The organism is Posidoniimonas polymericola (assembly GCF_007859935.1).
GTDB lineage: Bacteria > Planctomycetota > Planctomycetia > Pirellulales > Lacipirellulaceae > Posidoniimonas > Posidoniimonas polymericola.
Genome location: NZ_SJPO01000013.1, coordinates 80,398 through 100,794, shown reverse-complemented (window position 1 = coordinate 100,794; position 20,397 = coordinate 80,398). Strand labels below are relative to the sequence as shown.

General features: G+C 65.1%; 14 protein-coding genes. 13 read left to right on the top strand and 1 reads right to left on the bottom strand.

Annotation, left to right across the window (positions count from 1 at the left end; translation table 11 throughout):
• Window positions 1-99 precede the first annotated feature (99 nt).
• From Pla123a_RS21750 to Pla123a_RS21695, 12 genes are all read left to right on the top strand, one after another.
• Complete coding sequence (locus Pla123a_RS21750; RefSeq protein ID WP_146590948.1) at window positions 100-1,080, top strand: PEP-CTERM sorting domain-containing protein; 981 nt, start codon at window positions 100-102, stop codon at window positions 1,078-1,080.
• Between the two features lie 172 nt (window positions 1,081-1,252).
• On the top strand, window positions 1,253-5,632 hold the full coding sequence (locus tag Pla123a_RS21745; RefSeq protein WP_146590946.1) for a dockerin type I domain-containing protein: 4,380 nt from the start codon (window positions 1,253-1,255) through the stop codon (window positions 5,630-5,632).
• 243 nt (window positions 5,633-5,875) lie between these two features.
• Window positions 5,876-7,063, top strand: coding sequence for a DUF1559 family PulG-like putative transporter (locus Pla123a_RS21740; protein ID WP_146590944.1), 1,188 nt, complete (start codon window positions 5,876-5,878; stop codon window positions 7,061-7,063).
• Between the two features lie 568 nt (window positions 7,064-7,631).
• The gene (locus tag Pla123a_RS21735; RefSeq protein ID WP_146590942.1) at window positions 7,632-8,045 is read left to right on the top strand and encodes a cobalamin B12-binding domain-containing protein; all 414 of its coding nucleotides are present in this window, start codon (window positions 7,632-7,634) and stop codon (window positions 8,043-8,045) included.
• A gap of 50 nt (window positions 8,046-8,095) precedes the next feature.
• A complete protein-coding gene (meaB, locus tag Pla123a_RS21730) occupies window positions 8,096-9,112 on the top strand; it encodes a methylmalonyl Co-A mutase-associated GTPase MeaB (protein WP_146590940.1) in 1,017 nt (338 codons plus the stop codon).
• 58 nt (window positions 9,113-9,170) lie between these two features.
• A complete protein-coding gene (locus Pla123a_RS21725; protein ID WP_146590938.1) occupies window positions 9,171-10,847 on the top strand; it encodes an acyl-CoA mutase large subunit family protein in 1,677 nt (558 codons plus the stop codon).
• Between the two features lie 20 nt (window positions 10,848-10,867).
• The gene (gene mce, locus Pla123a_RS21720) at window positions 10,868-11,278 is read left to right on the top strand and encodes a methylmalonyl-CoA epimerase (protein WP_146590936.1); all 411 of its coding nucleotides are present in this window, start codon (window positions 10,868-10,870) and stop codon (window positions 11,276-11,278) included.
• A gap of 78 nt (window positions 11,279-11,356) precedes the next feature.
• A complete protein-coding gene (locus tag Pla123a_RS21715) occupies window positions 11,357-12,940 on the top strand; it encodes an acyl-CoA carboxylase subunit beta (protein ID WP_231956591.1) in 1,584 nt (527 codons plus the stop codon).
• A gap of 12 nt (window positions 12,941-12,952) precedes the next feature.
• The gene (locus tag Pla123a_RS21710) at window positions 12,953-13,303 is read left to right on the top strand and encodes an OadG family protein (RefSeq protein ID WP_146590934.1); all 351 of its coding nucleotides are present in this window, start codon (window positions 12,953-12,955) and stop codon (window positions 13,301-13,303) included.
• A gap of 4 nt (window positions 13,304-13,307) precedes the next feature.
• Window positions 13,308-13,721 (top strand): biotin/lipoyl-containing protein, encoded by a 414-nt coding sequence (locus Pla123a_RS21705; RefSeq protein WP_146590933.1) that lies wholly within the window; start codon window positions 13,308-13,310, stop codon window positions 13,719-13,721.
• A 27-nt stretch (window positions 13,722-13,748) separates the two neighbouring features.
• Window positions 13,749-15,335, top strand: a complete 1,587-nt coding sequence (locus Pla123a_RS21700; protein WP_146590930.1) for a sodium ion-translocating decarboxylase subunit beta — start codon at window positions 13,749-13,751, stop codon at window positions 15,333-15,335.
• A 32-nt stretch (window positions 15,336-15,367) separates the two neighbouring features.
• Window positions 15,368-16,873, top strand: a complete 1,506-nt coding sequence (locus Pla123a_RS21695; RefSeq protein ID WP_146590928.1) for a succinate CoA transferase — start codon at window positions 15,368-15,370, stop codon at window positions 16,871-16,873.
• 434 nt (window positions 16,874-17,307) lie between these two features.
• On the opposite strand, the gene Pla123a_RS21690 is transcribed toward Pla123a_RS21695, so the two are convergent.
• A complete protein-coding gene (locus tag Pla123a_RS21690; RefSeq protein ID WP_146590926.1) occupies window positions 17,308-17,754 on the bottom strand; it encodes a hypothetical protein in 447 nt (148 codons plus the stop codon).
• Window positions 17,755-18,683: 929 nt separating this feature from the next.
• Between Pla123a_RS21690 and Pla123a_RS21685 the strand changes: the two genes are divergently transcribed.
• Complete coding sequence (locus tag Pla123a_RS21685) at window positions 18,684-19,025, top strand: type I restriction-modification system subunit M N-terminal domain-containing protein (RefSeq protein ID WP_231956590.1); 342 nt, start codon at window positions 18,684-18,686, stop codon at window positions 19,023-19,025.
• Window positions 19,026-20,397: the final 1,372 nt, after the last annotated feature.

Here is a 20,397-nt window from a genome sequence, read left to right as displayed (position 1 = left end):
GTCGCGCTGCGGCTCATTGGTTTCCTGCCGGCGGCAGAGCAGGGCGAGTTGTGATGATCTGTTCCTTGTTTTACTTCTCTTGATGGAGGGTCTCGTCTAATGGCGCCTACGGTTTCTTCTTATCGAATTCTTAATAGGTGTGTTCTGGCTACCGCAGCCTGGACGGCCGCCGCGCTGTTCGCAGCAACCTCCAACGCGACCGAGTTGTGGTACGACGGCTTCACGTCAACTACCGACGGTGGAGACTACGTGGACGGCAGCCCGCTGGGCGGCCAGTCGGGTGGTTCCGGCAGCTTCTTCACGGGCCCGTGGGTGGCCTCCGACTACCCCGAGCTGGCCGCCAACACCAAGTCCTACGCGACCGGCCTCAGCCGGCCGGGCCTGACTTCGCCGGCGACAGGCGGCTCGGCGAGCCGTGAGTATCTGGCCGACTGCTGCACCGAGTCACGCACGTCGCGGATGATGGCGTCGCCGTGGGGCGGGTTCACCAACCCCGACGCGACCTTCTACGTCAGCTACCTCGTAGACTTCGGAGGCGGCGACGTGAACGATCCTCACCACCGCGTGTTCGAGATGCACGAGGGCGGGTTCGACGACGCCACCCAGCGCAACCTGATGCTTGGCGTCAGCACGTTCGCGGGCCTCGGCTCGGAACTGGCGCTGAACGTCCGCGACAGCACTACCGATACGCTGATCAACCAGCCGTTCAGTGAGGGCGTCAACATCACGGAGTTGGGCTTCCAGGGAACGCACCTGGTCGTGATGAAGTTCGAGCTGTCGAACTCGGGCGACGACGTGATCTCCGCCTTCCTCGACCCAGTGGGGACTGTCGAGCCGACCCCGAGTGCGTCGGTATCCGTGGGCGAGTTCCTCGCCGACCGCATGTCGGCCATGGTGCAGTTCTCCTACAACACCGGCCCCGACGGACCGGCGTTCTTTGACGAAATGCGGGTCGGCACCGAGTTCGCCGACGTCGCGATCAATACGGTTGCGTACGTGCCGGAGCCGGCGTCACTCGCGCTCCTCGGGCTCTGCGGAGTCGCGTTGGGCGTCGGCCGCCGGAGGAGCACGAAGGTCTAGAAAACGAGAGAGTACCAGTAGTGATCCATGGTCCGTCGGCGCCCTCCGCCAGTCCGGAGGGCGCCGGCTCGGATCCTCATGCAGGCAAGAAACAATTTTTGGACGGCCCGCTGCATTGGCTGAACAAGTACCCAGGCTCGAGACCCCCGATGGCGGGACAACGATGACAACCTTGAATAAATCCACGGCCCTGTTTCTCGTCGCTTCCCTCGTGGCAATCCTGTCGTTGGGCGGCCGTGCGTCGGCCCGGGAGGGCTACTGGCAGGGCGACGTCAGCTCGAGCTGGAATACCGCCGGCAACTGGTTTGTCGTCGGAGCCCCCGGCGATGGCGGCTTCGTGCCCCAGTCCGCCGGCGGGTTCAACGTGCGGGCCGTGCTCGGCACCGACAGCCCCAACGGGGTGCTCAACACAACGACGGTCTCGTCGCCGGCGATCACCGCAGCGCTGCCAGCCACCAAACAGACTATTGGCGGACTTTACTTTGGCGTCCGGGAACTCGACTACACATTCAACCCACCCCAGCTGGTGAACCCAGAGCCGGCGGACGGGGCGCTGGTGGGTTCGCTTACCATCAGCGGCGGCTTGCTCAACAACGTCTCGACGACCGAGGCCGGCGTTGGCGCGGACGGTCGGATCGTCGTGGGGCAGGACGGCCGCGGCTTCCTGACCATGACCGGCGGCACGCTCACCGGCGAGGCCCTGGTTGTCGGCGGCGAAACCTTCGCTGGCGACTCGCTCGGGTCGAGCCTGGTCGACTTGAGTGGGGCTTCGACGCTGAGCGTCAACGGGACCGCCAACCTCAACCGCCGGCTCCGGGTTGAGGGGCCGGATGTCAACTTTAGTTCCGCCATGCAATTGCAGATGGGGTCCGCCAGCAGCTACACCGCCGCCATCACCAGCGCCACGGCCCATTCTCCGCTCAAGGTAACCACGTTCGGGCAGCAGGCGATCGTCGACGGCGTGCTGAATGTGGAGTTTAGCGGCGCCGCCGCGACACGCGACCCGATTGCGTCGCTCGGGACCAAGTGGACTCTGATCGACGTCGCCACGCCAGACACCAGCGTGATCGCGGGCGGCTTCACCAATGTCGGATCCGACGGCTCGGTCGCGGTGTCGGGGCTCGACGCGGCCCACGAGGCGCCGCTCGGCGCCACCTACGCTTTACGGAAGAGCGTTTCCGGCGGCAGCGCGCTGCTCGAGCTTTCCTACGAGGCGGTGCTGATCCTGACCGTCGACCGGGACACCGGCGAGATGACGGTCCGCAACCCCTACGGCGGCGCCATCGCGATCGACTCTTACTCGGTAGCTTCGGCCAACGGGTCGATGATGACCAGCTACGCGGGCCTCGGCGTCTCAACGCCGGGAGCCGGCGATTGGATCAAGCCCGGAGGAAACAATGCGGGCATTGTGTCTGAGGTGAAGGTCCCCGATCAGTTCCCGCCGGTCGGCAACGACGACGCGTACGACCTGAGTGCGGTGCCCCAGGTTTCGCTCGGCATTGGGTTCGACAAGTTTGCGGTAGCGGGTGACGTTTCCAACTTCGGCGACGACGGCGAGGACCTGGTGTTCCTGTATGGCGGTCCGGAGACGGGCGACCAGCTGGTCCGTGGTCAGATCGAGTACGTTGGCTCAAAGTTCGAGAACAACTTGGTGCTGAGGGTGAACCCCAACACCGGCGCCGCGACGCTCAAGAATGATTCGCTGGAAACCTTGGTGTTCGACGGCTTCACGATCTCGTCTGCCGATGCCGCCCTGAGCGCGGCGCAGTTCACACCGCTCTCTGGCGGTACCGGCTCGTGGCAGACCGACGCGGAAGGAACCAGCGGGCTGTCTCAGGTTAACTTCACCGGCGCCCGCACGCTCACCCCGGGCGAGGAGGTTTCGATCGGCGATATCTCGGCGGCCGCCAGCCCGTTTGCGACCGACGCTGCGCAGGACGGGCTGGCGATGCAGTTCATTCTGGCTGAGGGCCTCGAGCCGACAGCAAACGGCGGCGACTACAACGAAGACGGCGTCGTGGACGCGGCCGACTACACCGTCTGGCGGGACAGTTTCGGGTCGAGCGTCTCGCTGCCCAACGAGAACCCCGACGCCCTGACCCCCGGCGTTGTGGACGACGAAGACTACGATTTCTGGGTGTCGCGGTACGGTGCGCTCTCGGGGGCGCTCCCAGAGACCTCGTTCCGCGTGGGCTCGATCTTCTTCGACGCGACCCTGGCCGGGGCGGCCGCCGGGGCGGCGACCGCCGCGCCCGAGCCGGCGGCGTGTGTGCTGTTGCTGGCAGGCCTGGCCGGCGTTCTTAGCCGCCGGACACGGCAGCGGGCCAGCCGGCAAGATTGGTCGGCGGACGGACACCAGACACTCGCATTCGGAAACCGAGGAGCCACCACGATGCACAAGCAAGCTGCGCCGCTGATGGCGTTTGCCCTGCTCGCGACCTTGGTCGTGACCACCCCCGCGCTCGCCGTGACCGGCGGGATCGCCCTCACCAACTTCGATATGGAGCTGCCGGGGCCCGCGGGCGAGAAGACGCTGGCCTTCGAGACGGACGGCACGCCGATCCCAGGCGTGATCCCAGGCTGGATCTTCGTGGGCGGCGCCGGCGGTATTGGGGAGGTCGCAGGTCTGGGCAACGAGGACTTCAACGATGATGTGATTGGCGATTCGGGCACCGAGGGCTCGGGCTTTGCCGGCCACGGTCAGGAGATGCTGCTGTCGACCAACGACGGCCGCGTCTACCAGATTGCGTCGGGCCACAGCATCGCGAACCCCTCGGCCAACCAGCAGTACAAGATCGGCTTCGACGTGGTTGACATCTTTACGATCGACGCCAACAACGCCGGCGTCGAAATGGGGTTTGAGCTGACGGCGCGGGTTTTTGCCGGCGCCTACCCCGGCACGACCCTGAAATCGCTCGCGGCGTCGCCGACCGATGGGTTCGAACGCTTCGAGATTCTCATCCCGCGTAACGACGCGTCGCTCACCGCCGGTGTGCTTGGCCAGTCGCTCGGCATCGAGTTCGACACTACCAGCCGAGAGTTCAACGCCGGCGTCGAGAAGTCATGGGCGGGTATCGACAACGTTGTGATGGAGATCACCGGCGTGCTGCCGGGCGACCTCAACGGCGACGGCGCCGTGAACCTGACCGACGCGACCAATCTGGTCGCCAACATGCAGGCGAGCACGCCGTTCGAGGCCAATGGCGATCTCAACGACGACAACGTCGTCGACCTAAACGACTTCCGTTTGCTCAAGGGACTGATCTCCGCCAGTGCCGGCCCCTCGGCGGGCCCGGCGACCGTGCCGGAGCCGTCCGCCGCCGTGATGCTCCTGGGCGCCATCGCGGCTTGCATGGCCACGTTGGTCAGCCGCCGGCGCCGCGTGCTGCAGCCGGTCGTTGCGGCGTGCCTCGGCGTGATGCTGGCCGCGGCTACGGCTCAGCAGGCGCAGGCGGTGCTGCTGGCTTATGACCCGTTCGCTATCGGCAGCAACCCGTCCGCCGGTGAGTACACCGAGACTACCTTTACTGGCGAACCCGCGGTGGCGGTCAACCCACTTGCCGGGCAGGGCCCCACGATCGGCCCGGGGTCGTTCTTCACCGGCGCGTGGACACTCGGCTCTGAGGGGCAGGCGGTGCAGTCGACCGGATTATCCTATCTTGGTACGCCGTCCGAGGGAGGCTCGGTGAATGGATTCGGCCGCACCGATCGCTTCTTCGCCACGCCGTGGACCGACGACACCGAAGACACCTTCTACATCGGACTGCAGGTCAACTTCGGCGACACGCCTGACGCCGACATGGGCTACCGCGCGATCGAGTTCTTCCCGCCGAACGAGACGCCCGGAGAGAACCGCGTCGCGGACATCGGCTACAACCAGTTCTTCAGCAGCTTTGGCTCGGCCCAGCAGTCGGCCGCGACCGCCAAGATGCAGTTCAATTTCAACCCCAGCGGGGTGGACCAGCAGATCATCCAGGCGTCGCCGGCGTCGTTCAACGACGACGGCCTTAACCACCTGCTGGTCTTAAAGTTCGAGCTCACGACCGCCGCTAATGGCGACCGGGTTTCCCTCTACTTCGACCCGAAGACTTCGGTCGAGCCGACGATCCCGAACAACCTGGCGGAGAATTTCGACTTTGTGCTCGGCGCCATCGGCGCGGCGAGCTTTGGCAATGGGGGCGGAGCAACCACCGTCCTCGATGAGATCCGCGTCGCCACCACGTTCGCGGACGCCCTGCCGCCGGACCTCCCGATCCCGGGCGACTGCAACGGCGACATGGTAGTGGACTTCGTGGACTACCAGTGCATCTTCGACAACATGAACCTCCCCGGCGGGCAGACGCTCGCCCAGGGCGACGTCAACGGGGACGGCAAGACCACAATCGCCGACTTCCGCTTTTGGAAGGAACGACGAACCGACCTCAGCCTGGGGCTGGGGGCTGGGCCGCTCGCGTCGGGGATTGTCCCTGAGCCGGCTTCGCTGGGCCTGGCGGCATTGATAGGGATTCTGACCACCGCCGGGATTGGCGTCAGGCGACGAACGCTGCCGTAGCGCCCGCGCGTTGGGCGTGAGGGCTCGCGGCCTCGGTAGAACCGCGACAAGAGATGGAAATTGTCCGAACACCGTCGACGCGGCGGCGCTTGGTTGGGGCGGCGCCCCGCTCGGAGCCGGACGCGGTCTTCCCGATCGCCGCAGGGCAGTGCGCGCGGCGCCCCTCGGGTGTGGGGGTGGTCGCTCAATTACGCAACGTCACTGTTAACCCCTCGTTTACTGGGACGACCCAGGAGAAAAGTCATGGCAAGAATGCTCCCCTGGAACCGAGCAGCGCTTCAGTGGCAGCCGCACCGCGGCGCCGCGACTCGCCTGCCAGCCGCCCGCCGCGGCGCCTTCACGCTGGTCGAGCTGCTGGTGGTCATCGCGATCATCGGTATCCTGATTGCGCTGCTGCTGCCGGCCGTGCAGTCGGCACGTGAGGCCGCCCGCCGTACGCAGTGCAAGAACAACTTGAAGAACGTTGGGTTGGCGATCCTCAATCACGTCAACACCCTCCAGGTATTCCCGACCGGCGGCTCCACCTGGGGCGTGTTGATCGAGGACTACGTCGAAAAGGGTCAGCCCGTCGGAACTGCCAAGATGGGCCTTGGCTGGGGCTACCAGATCCTGCCCTACCTCGAGGAGAACGCCCTGCACGACCTCACGACTAGTGCGAAGATGCGAGACACCGTGGTGCCGCTGTACAACTGCCCGTCGCGCCGCGCAGCGACACGGGTCTCACACGGCGACCTGACGGTCGTGGTGACCGACTACGCCTGCGCCCAGCCATTCACAAAGATCGACTCCAAACAGCCGGCGCCGGTCGATGTCGCCACTGAGTACCCAAAGTGGGGCGGCTGGGGCGACGTGTATTTTGGTGCATGCACCGGTGGTGGAGCCGGCAACCCTCCCAAGGCCGACCAGTCCCTCGGTCCTCCGCCGCAGTACAACGGCGTCTACGACGGCGTGATCGTTCGCTCGGCCTTCTATTGGACGAGCAAGAGCCCGTTCACTGACACCGTTGAGGGGAAGTTCGTCAACGCTCCGCGGCCGATCAAGTTCGCGCGGATCACCGACGGCTCGTCCAAGACGATGATGATCGGCGAAAAGTACGTCCGCACGGATCTCTACGAGGGGGGCTGCTCCTCGGACGACGCCGGCTGGACCGACGGTTGGGACCCGGACGTGATGCGTTCGACCGGCATCCCGCCGCTGCCGGACAGCCAGCTGGACCACCTCACGCTCCCTAGCGAGCCGAAGCCGCAGGGATCCTCTTGGTGGGAGTTCCACTTCGGCGCCGCCCACCCCGGTGGGTTCAACACCGTGCACGCCGACGGCAGCGTCCACTCGGTGAGCTACGATATAGACCTCAACGTGTTCAACGCCCTCGGCACGCGTAACGGCACGTCCTACGGCGAGCAGGCCGGGTTGGTGGCCACCGGCGACTGACCAGGCGAGATTTTATTTCTTGAGAACCAATCCAAAGCGACGCACGCGGCTTGAAGTCGCGAAGTCTTCGTCATGTTCTAACCTGCCGAGTATAGCGGAGCATGTGGCGCCTTGCGCAGGGCAGGGCTCCACTCGCCGGACCGCGTGCGGTGATCGGTAGTCGACCGCGGCAAGCCGACGCCCATGTTCGCTCCTCCCCCTTCATAGCTGCGCCCGCACCTGGTCGCAGTCCTGGTTGATCCAAGCTCTGGTCGGTTGCGACTGGTGGTAGCATTCATCGCGATGCGCTCGGTGGCACGACTGTGCCATTCCGCACACCCGCGAGCTGGGGATTCGCCTTCCTCGGCGATGAGGATCGAGGTTTCTTGCCGCGCCGTATGGCGTGCTCGATCTGGCAATCATGCCTAGACTAGGGGTTTATTCTGAATTGCCGCGGTCGGCGCAGGGATGGGGACCGCCGCGTTTTCTGGTCGGGCGGGTTAGTGGCACGCAAATCGCTAACGACTGGGGCGTCGCTCAAGAACGAGCGACCCCTTCCCACCGCGTCAGCCCCCTCCAAGTGAACAAGATGCGCGCTACCACTACACGCCGACTACTGATCGGCAAGCTCGGCCTGGATGGCCACGACCGGGGCGCCAAGTACGTCGCCCAGGTGCTGCGTGACGCCGGCTTCGAAGTGATCTACACCGGCATCCGCCGCAGCCCAGAGCAGGTCGTTGAAGCGGCCATTCAAGAGGACGTCGCCGGCATCGGCCTGTCGCTGCTGTCCGGCGCCCACAACACGCTGTTCCAGCGGACCCTCAGCCTGCTGCACGAGCGCCACGCGGACGACGTGGTGGTGTTCGGCGGCGGCACGATCCCGCCGAAGGACGTCGATGGCCTGAAGGCGATGGGCGTCGCGGACGTGTTCACGCCGGGCACGCCGGCGCGGGCGATCGTCGAGCGGATCAATCAGGCTCTAGGCGCACAAGAAACCGAGTGAAGAGTTCCGGCGGCTAGGGGCAGGAAACCCCATGCGAATCGCCGACTACCATGACCAGTCTGGAAGACATGTCTGCCGAGGCTCGCAGCGGCGGCCCGCTTGCCCAGCGAGCCGCCGCCCGGCTGATGACGATCATGACCGATCAGCCGCAGCGGCTGGCGGAACTGCTCGCAGGCAGTCGGGATTGGCCGCAGCCGCGGCTGGTGCTCGGCATCACTGGTGCGCCGGGCTCCGGCAAGTCGACCCTGACGGACCGGATCGCTACCGAGGTGCGGCGGCGGCGGCCCGACAGCCGGCTGGGCATCCTGGCGGTCGACCCCTCGTCGCCGTTCACTGGCGGCGCGCTACTCGGCGACCGGGTGCGGATGATGCGGCACGCGACCGACCCGCAGGTGTTCATCCGCTCGCTCGCCTCGCGGGGGCGGCTGGGCGGTCTGGCCCTGGGGGCTAAGGGCGTGGTGCGGGTGATGGGCCTGATTGGCTGCGAGACCGTGATCGTTGAGACCGTCGGCGTCGGGCAGAGCGAGGTCGAGATCGCCGGCAACGCGGACCTGGTGCTGGTGGTGCTCGCGCCCGGGCAGGGCGACACCGTACAGATGCTCAAGGCGGGCTTGATGGAGGCGGGCGAGCTGTTCGTCGTGAACAAGGCCGACCGCCCCGACGCAGAGCGGCTGCACCAGCAGCTGCTGACGGCGCTGGAGACCAGCTACTTCGCCCGGCACGACCTGTCCTTTGGGGCAGACGAAAAGATGGACTGCAACGAGGTGCTGACCGACCCGCCCAAGGTGCTGCTGTGCAGCGCCGCCGAGGACCAGGGGATCGCCGAGCTGGTCGACGAGCTCGAGCGACTCGCCGAGCTGAATGCCGAGCGGTGGCTCGCCCGCCGCGAGGAGCAGGCTGTCGAGGAGGTCCGCCAGGCCGTGATCGAAGAGGTCCGGCTGCGGGTGCTGCATGCGGTCGGAGACAACAACGGCGGTCCCGCGCGGCTGCGGGGCGTGCTGGCGGGCTCCGAGTCGCTCGACACGCTGGTCGACAATGTCCTCGTCGAGCTCGCGGCGCCTAACTAGCCACGACAGCCACATAACACACAACCAACACGTCCAGACACTAGCCCCAGACGCAAAGATGTCGAACCTAACCGAAACCGAATCGATTGCATCCGCCAAGCAACGCTGGCAGGACGGCCCGGTCGCCAAGACGATCGCCCGCTTCCCCGAGCAGCGGGAAGAGTTCGTCACCGCGTCGGGCCGGCCGGTCGAGCGGCTGTACACGCCCGAAGACGGCGTGAAGGACCGCTACAACGAGCGGCTCGGCTTCCCGGGCATGTACCCCTACACCCGCGGCGTGCAGCCGACCATGTACCGCGGCCGGTTCTGGACGATGCGGCAGTACGCCGGGTTCGCCACCGCCGAGGAGTCGAACAAGCGTTACCGCTACCTGCTCGACCAGGGCGCCAAGGGCCTGAGCGTGGCGTTCGATTTGCCGACCCAGATCGGCTACGACTCGGACGACGACATGTCGCTCGGCGAGGTCGGCAAGGTGGGCGTGGCGATCGACTCGCTCGCCGACATGGAGGCGTTGTTCGACGGCATACCGCTCGACCAGGTGTCGACCAGCATGACGATCAACTCGACCGCGTCGATCCTGCTGGCAATGTACATCGCGGTGGCCGAGAAGCAGGGGGTCACCCCCGACAAGCTGAGCGGCACTATCCAGAATGACATCCTCAAGGAGTACATCGCCCGCGGCACCTACCGCTTCCCGCCCGGGCCGTCGCTGCGGCTGACGAGCGACATCTTCGCCTACTGCACCGAGAACGTGCCGGGCTGGAATACCATCAGCATCAGCGGCTACCACATCCGCGAGGCGGGCTCGACCGCCGGCGAGGAGATCGGCTTCACGCTGGCCAACGCGGTCTGCTACATCGAGACCGCCATCAAGGCCGGCCTGAAGGTCGATGACTTCGCCCCGCGGCTGGCGTTCTTCTTCGCCGCTCACAGCGACCTGCTGGAGGAAGTCGCGAAGTTCCGCGCCGCCCGCCGGCTGTACGCCCGGATCATGAAGGAGCGGTTCGGCGCGACCAACCCGAAGAGCCAGATGCTCCGGTTCCACACCCAGACCGGCGGCGTGACGCTCACCGCGCAGCAGCCCGACAACAACGTTGTGCGGGTCGCGATCCAGGCGTTGGCCGCCGTGCTCGGCGGAGCCCAGTCGCTGCACACCAACAGCAAGGACGAGGCACTCGCCCTGCCGACCGAAGAGTCGGTCACGGTCGCCCTGCGGACGCAGCAGATCATCGCCCACGAGTCGGGCGTGACCAACACGATCGACCCGCTCGCCGGGAGCTTCTTCCTTGAGAAGCTGACCGACGACCTCGAGGCCGAGGCCGAGGCGATCATCGCCGAGATCGATCGGAAGGGCGGCATGCCGACCGCGATCGAGCAACGCTACGTGCAGAAACGGATCGAGGAGTCGGCCTACAAGTTTGGCCAGTCGATCGACCGCGGCGACCGCGTGATCGTGGGCGTCAATAAGTTCGCAACCGACGAGCAGCCCAAGATGGACCTGTTCGAGGTGCCCGAGGCCACAACCCAGCGGCAGGTCGACCGCGTCCGCAAGGTGCGCGACGACCGCGACGAGCAACGCGTCACCCGGGCGCTGGACGCGGTAGGCCAGGCCGCCCAGGGCGACGACAACCTCATGCCGCCGATCCTCGAGGCCGTGCGGGCGTACGCCACGGTGGGCGAGGTTTGCCGGGCGCTGTCCGGGGTGTTCGGCGAGTACGAAGAGTCATTCCAGTAAACAGGAGAGAGAGGCACAAGATGATCCAGGCCGAAGCGATTAATCACCTCGGCATCGCCGTCAGGTCGATCGAGGAACACAAGGATTTTTACCAACGCGTCCTCGGCGCCGAGTTCGAGAGCGTAGAGGAGGTCCCCAGCCAAAAGGTGCGGGTCGGCTTCTTCCGCATCGGCGACGTGCGGCTCGAACTGCTCGAGCCGACGGACCCGTCGAGCAGCGTCGCGACGTTTATCGAGAAGCGCGGCGAGGGCCTGCACCACGTCGCGTACACGGTGGCGGACATCAAGTCCCGCATCGCCGAGTTGCAGGCCGGCGGCGTGCGGATGATCGACGCCGAACCCCGCCCCGGAGCGCACAACACCCGGATTGCGTTTGTGCATCCCAAGAGTTCGGGGGGCGTGCTGACCGAACTGTGCGAGCCCTCGCACTGAGGCCCGTCCCCACCCCGCAGGCGCAGCAGCGGCCCCCCAATCTTGGCGGCGCCGCCCAAGACAGGAGTCTAGACCACCATGTCCCCGACAACGACCGAGAAACCGGCCCCACCCGCCAACACGATGCACGACAAGATCAACGAGCTGTACAGCCGCCGAGCCGCGCTGCACGAGTGCGGCGGGGCCGAGCGGGTGGCCAAGCAGCACAAGGCCGGCAAGCTGTCCGCCCGCGAGCGGGTCGACGCCCTGCTCGACGAGGGCAGCTTCCAAGAGCAGTACGGCTTCGCCCGCCACCGCTGCACGTACTTCGGCATGGCCGACAAGGAGCTGCCGGCCGACGGCGTGGTGACCGGGTGCGGGACCATCAACGGACGGCTTGTCCACCTGGCCAGCCAAGACTTTACCGTCGCCGGCGGAGCCGCCGGCGAGGTGCACAGCGACAAGGTAGTCGCGATGATGAGCGCCTCGCTCAAGACCGGCAGTCCGTTTGTATTCGTCAACGACTCCGGCGGCGCCCGCATCCAGGAGGGCATCGACAGCCTGGCTGCCTACGGCCGCGTGTTCTACCACAACACGCTGCTGTCCGGCGTGGTTCCGCAGATCAGCCTGATCTGCGGCCCGTGCGCGGGCGGGGCGGCCTACAGCCCGGCCCTCACGGACTTCATCATTCAGACCAAGCACGCCCAGATGTTCATCACCGGCCCGGGGGTCATCAAGCAGGTGACCGGCCAGGACGTCAGCGCCGATGAGCTGGGCGGCGCCGCGGCCCACATGGCCTACTCCGGAGTGGTGCACTTCATCGCCGACAACGACCAGCACGCGGCGCAGATCTGCCAGAAGCTGCTCGGCCTCCTGCCGTCCAACAACATGGACGACCCCCCGATCGTTGGCAACGCCAACGAGGTCCGGCTTGAGCCCGCACTGCGGGAGGTGCTGCCCGAGAACGCTCGTGTCGGCTACGACATGCACGCTGTGATTAGCCAGCTGGTAGACGACGGGGACTTCCTTGAGGTGCAGGCCCAGTACGCCGAGAATCTGATCGTCGGCTTTGGGCGGGTGCTGGGAAAGACCGTTGGGATCATCGCCAACCAGCCGAACTTCAAGGCGGGCTGCCTGGACATCGACGCAAGCGACAAGGGCGCGCGGTTCATCCGCTTCTGCAACGCGTTCAACATCCCGCTGGTGACGCTTGTCGACGTGCCGGGGTTCATGCCGGGTGTCGAGCAGGAATACGGCGGGATCATCCGGCACGGCGCCAAGCTGCTGTTTGCCTATTCCGCAGCGACCGTGCCCAAGATCACCGTGATCCTCCGCAAGGCCTACGGCGGCGCGTACGTCGCGATGTGTGCAAAGGATCTTGGCGCCGACCGGGTTGCGGCCTGGCCCACCGCGGAGATCGCGGTGATGGGCGCCGAGGGCGCGACCGACATCGTGTTCCGCAAGGAGCTGGCGTCGGCCGAGGACAAGGTCGCCAAGCGGGCCGAGCTTGCCGAGGTGTACCGGTCGACGTTCTCGAACCCGTACGTGGCGGCCGGACGCGGCATGGTCGACGACGTGATCGACCCGGCCGAGACGCGCCGCTACGTCGCGTTGTCGCTGGCCAGCCTCCGCATGAAACGTGACGTCCGGCCGGCCAAGAAGCACGGTCTGATCCCGCTGTAAAAGGAGAACAAAATGACGCCCCTCAACGAGCGGATGATCGAAGCGCTTTCGGTCGCCATAGTCGGGATGGGAACCGTGTTCCTGTCGCTGTGGGTGATCGGCGAGGTGTTCGCGGTTCTGATGTGGTGGTTCCGCCAGAAGGCCCCACCGTCGGCCGCCGAGTCGGCGCCGGCCACCAAGAAGTCTCGCGACCGCGAGTCGCAGCGTCTGGTCGCGGTGATCGCCGCCGCCGCCACCGTGGCGGCAGGGCGACGCGTCGCGGTCCATCGGGTCACCTACATCGCGCCCGACACCGTCTCCGGCTGGGCCGAAGCAGGCCGGAGCAGAATCCAATCTTCCCACAGCTTACGCCGAGGCTACTAGCAACGTGAAACTGCGCATAAATGTTGAAGGCAAGACCTACGAGGTGGAGGTCGAGATCCTCGAAGAGGGCCCCCCGGGGCCGCTCTACGGCTCCACCTCCGTGCACGGATCCACCGTAATCGGCGGCGCGACTCCGGCCGCGGCCGCTCCACCAGCCCCGCCCGCCGAGAAGGCCCCAGCGGCGCCCGCGCCCTCGGGCGGCAGCGACCGTTGTGTCAAGGCGCCGATCGCCGGGGTCATCGTCCAGCCGCTTGTCGCGCCGGGGGACGCCGTCGCGGTGAATCAGGTCCTCTTGACGATGGAGGCCATGAAGATGGAAACCAACGTCGCGTCGCCCCTCGACGGCAAGGTCCGCACAGTGCGGGTCAGCCCGGGCGAGTCGGTCAAAGCGGGCCAAGTTCTCATCGAGTTTGAGTAACCCCAAACAGGCAAGGCCCCTGATACCATGTGGGACAACATCTGGAATTCCGCCTACGAGTACTTCAGCCAGAGCGGCTTCGGCCAGTTCTACTGGGGCAACGCGGTGATGATCGGCATCGGCTTGCTGTTCATCTACCTGGCGATCAAGCGTGGGTTCGAACCGCTGCTGCTCGTGCCCATCGGGTTCGGAATCCTTATTGGCAACGTGCCGTACAACTCGGCCACGACGCCGGTAGGCGCCTACGACGGCCCGGTCAACGAGGAGCAGCTCGACTACTACGCCACCGCCGAGGTGGAGTGGGGCGGCCGCTCTTACGCTCCCTGGGAGAAGATCGAGAACCCCGCCATCGGCAAAATCCTGCTGCACGAGAAGACGGCCGACGGGGTGAGGAAGGCCCGGGCGCTGCGAGAAAAGTCGGGCGGTCGGGCCGAACGCGCCAAACTTGAGCAGCTCGGCCCCACCGACTACTTCGCCGTGATGGTGGACCGCACCTCCAAGCTGGCCCGGCAGGGCGGCGCCAAAGACCAGCCGCAGGCCCTCGGCGTCGTCGACGTGATGCAGGGCCAGCGGGTGCTGGTTGGCAAGCCGACCGAGCAGGAAGACGGGCGGGTCGTGCTCGCCCCGGTCACCGCCGGCGACGAATCGCAGTTTCCCGTGGTTGTCAGCGCCGAACGCCAGAACCCGTTTCACGCCAGCCCGATTTACTTGATCGCCCGTGGCGTGGTGTGGGACTTCTTCCCGCCATTGATCTTCCTGGGCCTGGGCGCGCTGACCGACTTCGGCCCGCTGCTCGCCAACCCGCGCGTTATCCTGCTCGGCGCCGCCGCGCAGTTCGGTGTGTTCGGCACGGTGTTCGGCGCCCTGCTGCTGGGGTTCACGGGAGCGGAGGCCGCGGCCGTTGGCATCATCGGCGGTGCGGACGGCCCGACCGCGATCTACACCTGCTCCAAGCTGGCGCCGGATTTATTGGGGGCAGTGGCGTTGTCGGCGTACTCGTACATGGCGATGGTGCCGCTCATCCAGCCGCCGATCATGATGGCCCTGACCACCAAACGCGAGCGGCTCATCCGCATGCCCGCCCCGAAGAACGTTAGCAAGACGCTGCGGATCATGTTCCCGATCATCGGCTTTTTGATCTGCGCGTTCATCGCCAATGCGGCGCTGCCGCTGATGGGCATGCTGTTCTTTGGTAACCTGACCCGCGAGTGCGGCGTCGTTGACCGATTGTTCAAGACCGCGCAGTCGCAGTTCATCGATATCGTGACCATCCTGCTTGGCCTGTCGGTCGGAGCCCTTACTCAGGCGTCGTCCTTCCTGACGGTTAGCACGATCGGGATCTTCTGCCTGGGCATGGTGGCGTTCTCGGTCGCCACGGCTTCCGGGATCCTGCTGGCCAAGCTGATGAACGTGTTCAGCAAGACAGAGATCAACCCGCTGATCGGCTCGGCGGGCGTCTCGGCGGTGCCGATGGCGGCCCGCGTGACTCAGATGATGGCGCAGCGCGAAGACCCGCAGAACTTCCTGCTGATGCACGCGATGGGGCCGAATGTGGCCGGCGTCATCGGCACGGCGATCGCCGCCGGCGTGCTGCTGTCCTACTTTGGAAACTAGAACTTCACCACCTTGCTACCCGGAACGAGGCAATGTCCGCGAACGCAAACTTCCCCTCCATTACGCCTGAAGAAGTCGCCGAGATGATCCCTAACGGGGCCCTGGTAGGGTTCTCGGGGTTCACCCCGGCCGGAGCCGCCAAGGCCACCCCGAGAGCCATCGCCGCCCGCGCGAAACGGCTGCACGATCAGGGCGAGGAATACAAGATCCGCGTGCTGACCGGCGCCAGCACCGGCCCCGACCTCGACGAGACCCTCTCCGAGGCCGACGCCATCGCGTGGCGCGCGCCGTATCAGAGCAGCCGATCGCTCCGTCAGAAGATCAATAAGCAGGAGGTCCAGTTTGTCGACATGCACCTCTCGCACCTCCCGCAGATGGTCGAGCAGGGGTTCTTCGGCAACCTGCACACGGCGGTCGTCGAGGCGGTGGACGTCACGCCCGACGGGCGGGTGTACCTCAGCTCTTCGGTGGGGGTCTCGCCCAGCTTGCTGCGGCACGCCGACCGGGTGGTGATCGAGCTGAACCGCCGCCACTCCCGCCGGCTTTCCGAAATGCACGATATCACCGTGCTGCCGCCGCCGCCGCACCGCTCGCACATCCCGATCGAGCAACCCCTGACCAAGATCGGCAAGCCGTTCGCCACGGTCGACCCCAAGAAGATCGTCGGCGTGATCGAGACCAACGAGCCGGACGGCGTCGCCCCGTTCCACCCAGCAGACGACGTTAGTCGTAGGATCGCCGAGCATGTCGTGCGGTTCCTGGCGGACGAGCGCCGGCAGGGACGCATCGCGCCTGAGTTCCTGCCGCTGCAGGCGGGCGTCGGCAACGTGGCGAACGCAGTGATGGAGGGCCTCGGCGCGAGCGACGCTATCCCGGCCTTCTACATGTACAGCGAGGTCTTCCAGGACTCGCTGGTCGAGCTGGCCGAGAGCGGCCGGCTGCTAGGGGCGTCGTCCACGAGCCTCACGCTGAGCGACGAGCTGCTCGACCACGTCTACGACAACATGGACTTCTTCGCGCCGCGGGTCGTGCTGCGGCCGCAGGAGCTGTCGAACAACCCCGGCGTGATCCGCCGGCTGGGCGTCGTCGCGATCAATACGGTCATCGAGATGGACATCTACGGCTGCGCGAACTCGACGCACGTGGCGGGCACCCAGATTATGAACGGCGTCGGCGGGTCGGGCGACTTCACCCGCAACGCCCACCTCTCGATCTTGGTTGCCCCCAGCACCGCCAAGGGAGGCAAGATCTCTTCGGTGGTGCCGATGGTCACCCACGTCGACCACAACGAGCACTCCGTGCAGGTGCTGGTCACCGAGCAAGGGCTAGCCGACCTCCGCGGCCTCGGCCCGATGGAGCGGGCCCGAAAGATCATCGACCAGTGCGCGCACCCCCACTACCGAGACTACCTCCACAAGTACCTCGAACGCTCGCGGACGGGCCATGTACGACACGACCTAACCAGCTGCTTCGAGCTGCACCAAAATCTGATAGACACGGGCCGCATGCTGCCTGAGCTCGAGTCGGCGGCGGTGTGATAAGCCCTGAAGGCGTGAAGTCCGGCCCGGCCTAGCAACGCGGCGGGACGGCGTTCACCAGCCAGCAGCTTCACAGCAAAAGGGCGCCCCGCGATGGGCAAGTAGCTGCTTGGGCGAGCTGCAGTCAGATCGCGCCGCCGTGCGCCGCTTGGGGAGGTGAGTAGCACAGCCACGGGCCCGATAGACCCTCATAGGGATAACTTCCCGAGTCGCCAACCGCAAAAGCACGCCCAGCTGGATTCGAACCAGCGACCTACGGATTAGAAGTCGAATCCAGGGCTCTCTGCCACTCGGCGGCAACCACCGGCGATTCGCGTATTCTACGGGGGAAACGGCCGATTGCAACCACTCGGCGATGTTGCCGATGTTGCAGGAACCGACTCAAAATGCTGGGGGCGGGTGTACGTACACCCGCCCCACAGCGAGGTTCTACACTACTCGAACGCGTTGCCAGACATGAGGCGGTGCGACAAGTTCATCAGAGCGCGGGCGCGCATTTCAGGACGGTCGCGATCGGCTTCCACGATGGCTTCGGTGAGCTTCTCATACCACTCCCGCTTCAAACGGAACGGTCCATCAGGGCGAAGCTTCTTCGCTAGCTTCAACGGGTCGTTGACGCTGCAGGCCATCGTCTGCTTGCGTTCCATGACCGCAACGCGCAAGGCGACGACGATGTAGGCGAGGAACACACCTGAGGCCGCGACGTACCGATTCTTGCGAAGCAACAGCCGCCCACCACGGTAGAGAATGCGGGCGGTGCTGAGCCGCGTGTCGCGCTTTAGCAGCTCAATCATCTTCTCGGGAGGATCTTCCCCGCTGCTAATCATGGGTAAGAACTTGGGCAGAATCCGGTTCTGCTCCCGGCGATCCATCTTCGACACAACCAACTCCTCAAAACTGGGTGAATGCTTACGCGGTCGCTTCGCTTAGGCGCGCACCTTCGGCGCCAAATGCACCTGAGTAGCGCTGCCGCTCTAGTCCGAAGTCGGAAGCAGAGGCGACAATGGAAACGGGAGGCAGCTCGAACCAAGCTCACGCGATTGCGTCTGCGCTCTGGTTCAGCTTCACTCCCAGTCAGCGGGGCGTAGCCTGGATGGGGCTCGGTTCCCAACGAGATGCGGCTAGTACCAGCCGGCGTGAGAAGTTTTCGGCGCGCATGCGCGAACGCCCCCAGTTTCCACCAAAAGAAACGGTGGTAGGGGTTAGGGAGACCTTGCGCACTGCGTGCGCGTTTTCAAGACTGGCAAAGATTACGGCGAGCGACTGACTACCAGCACCTTCGCCTTGCTTGCTTTGCGGCAAGAGCTCGTCGTGAATTGCCTGCCTAAGGCAATGGCTGAACTGCTAATGACGCAATCGCGGCGCTCATGCAACAAAATCTTGGCTAGTTTCGATGTGTCTACTCAGAAGCCATGACTTGTTTCCATGTGTCCACTGAAGCAATCGGCAAATCGCGCGGCAAAGAATAGTCGAAGTCATCGGAATACCTGCTTTCGTGATGATTCCGACAGGACCGACTTCCCTCGCGCTCATCGATCTGCAGTTAGGGCAAATGCTTTTCCGAGTAGTCGAGGAGGAAGCGGCTCGCTGTCCTCCAGGGCCATTGCTGCCTCGGTATTCCTATATGCTAACCGGCCGCTGGGCTGAGACCCCGCCAACTCGAAGGGATGCTGCTCGGCCACTCTCGATTCGCAGCAGCAAACCGCGAGTCAATTCCCTCGGCCGCCTGGCGTCGCTATGTTATGCGGGTTGCGGCGCCGTGCCGCCAGCTGATGCACTCGTCGCCCGACTGTCGCACCTTAAGGACCCCATGGGCAAGAAGAAGACGGCCAAGAAGGCCACTGCGACCGGGGCGGATAAGACCGCTGCTCCCAAGAAGTCCGCCGCAAAGAAGTCCTCGAAGAAGGGCGCCAAGCAGGACGCCGCGGCCAACCTGGGCTTCGAGGCCAAGCTCTGGCTGGCGGCCGACAAGCTCCGCAACAACATGGACGCGGCCGGGTACAAGCACGTGGTGCTCGGGCTGATTTTCCTGAAGTACATCTCCGACGCGTTCAACGAGGTCTACGAGAAGCTGGTCGCCGGCGAGGAGGTACAGAGCACACGGCATCTAAACGCGACCTGTGCGCCAACTCCGGAGCCTGTTGCCTACTAGCCTCGCCGAACTCCACCGGCCAACCAGCCACCCGGCAGTGCCATGTGCCGACGCATCAACAAGGTTAACGTTACATGACCGACGCCCGCGAGCTTGTCATGGTCTCGCCTGAAGATTAGGCACTGCCGAAATGTCAAGCAGTCCCCCCCTCCCAACCTTCGACCTCGCCAGGATCAGCGGATCGAGACGCGGCGGCGGCATGTGCCCGCCCGCGACCCAGGTCCGATTGTTGAGAGCCTTAGTGGCTAACCTTGGGATCGGCAGAATCTCTGTGGTCCTCTAAGCGAGACTCTCTTGCCAGCCAAGGTAGAGTGCAGCGGTTTCGACGCCGAGACCTTTGCGTAGACTTGCCAAGGGCTCGACCTATACAATCTCGCTACCGCAGCTCTTCCGTACAACATCCTATGGCGACAACAATGGCGGGCGTCGACGTCGAACTCCAATCATCAGATCGCAATGGACGAAGAGTCAGATCGCACAGCATGGCCACCGCCCCTGCCAACAAAGGACCGGAAGCCAGCGATAGCCATAGCGGTAGCCTCCGCCCTCTTCATCCTCCTGCTAGTATTGGGAGTTCGTCTTGCTATTCAAATCAGCCACGTGCGAGAGTCGGGCAAAGAGGGAATCGAGGAGACAGGCGGTGCCTCTGTCTGGCCAAGCGATGTGAGAGAAGACGCGACTGCAGCAGGTGACGTGGGCTCTCTAGCCCAAGGCTCCGAGGATGAGTCTGCCGCACGTGCGAAAACCACAGAAGCTGAGCAAACTCCGGCAGGGAATGACCAAGTGGAGGACGTTACCGAAGAGGTAATACCGCGGAAGACCAGCGATGCGCAGCTGGCCGAATCGCAAGACGCGGGCGACGATTCGCGTGACGCCGAGCAAACCGTCGGCCGATTCTTTACTCTTAAGGAAGCAGTAAGCCGCAATAGCGGCGCCATTGGAGCCGACATCGAACCGGTCGATCTCTCGCACGCGTTCGAAGGAAGGTCTGATCTGCGCAAGCAAGAGCTGGTAAGAAACGGCGGCGGCTCAGCCGTCACTGAACATGCGGTTGAACTTGGCTTGGAATGGCTTGCTCGCAACCAGGACAGGTCTGGTTTGTGGAGCCTCCGCGGCCCCTACACCGATGGAGCGCCGCTCGAGAACGAACGTGCAGCCTCCGCGTTGGCCCTGCTAGCTTTTCAAGGTGCCGGACACAGCCACCAGGGGGATTTGGATAGCAAGTATCGCAGCGTGGTCCGGAAGGGGTGGAACGCACTTCGCGAGCTAGCCGGCAAGGACGGGAGCTTCTTGCCGCCCCAACGAGTCGCCTCCGGGGGCATGTACGCACACGCGCTATGCAGCGTGGCATTGAACGAGCTCTATGGAATGA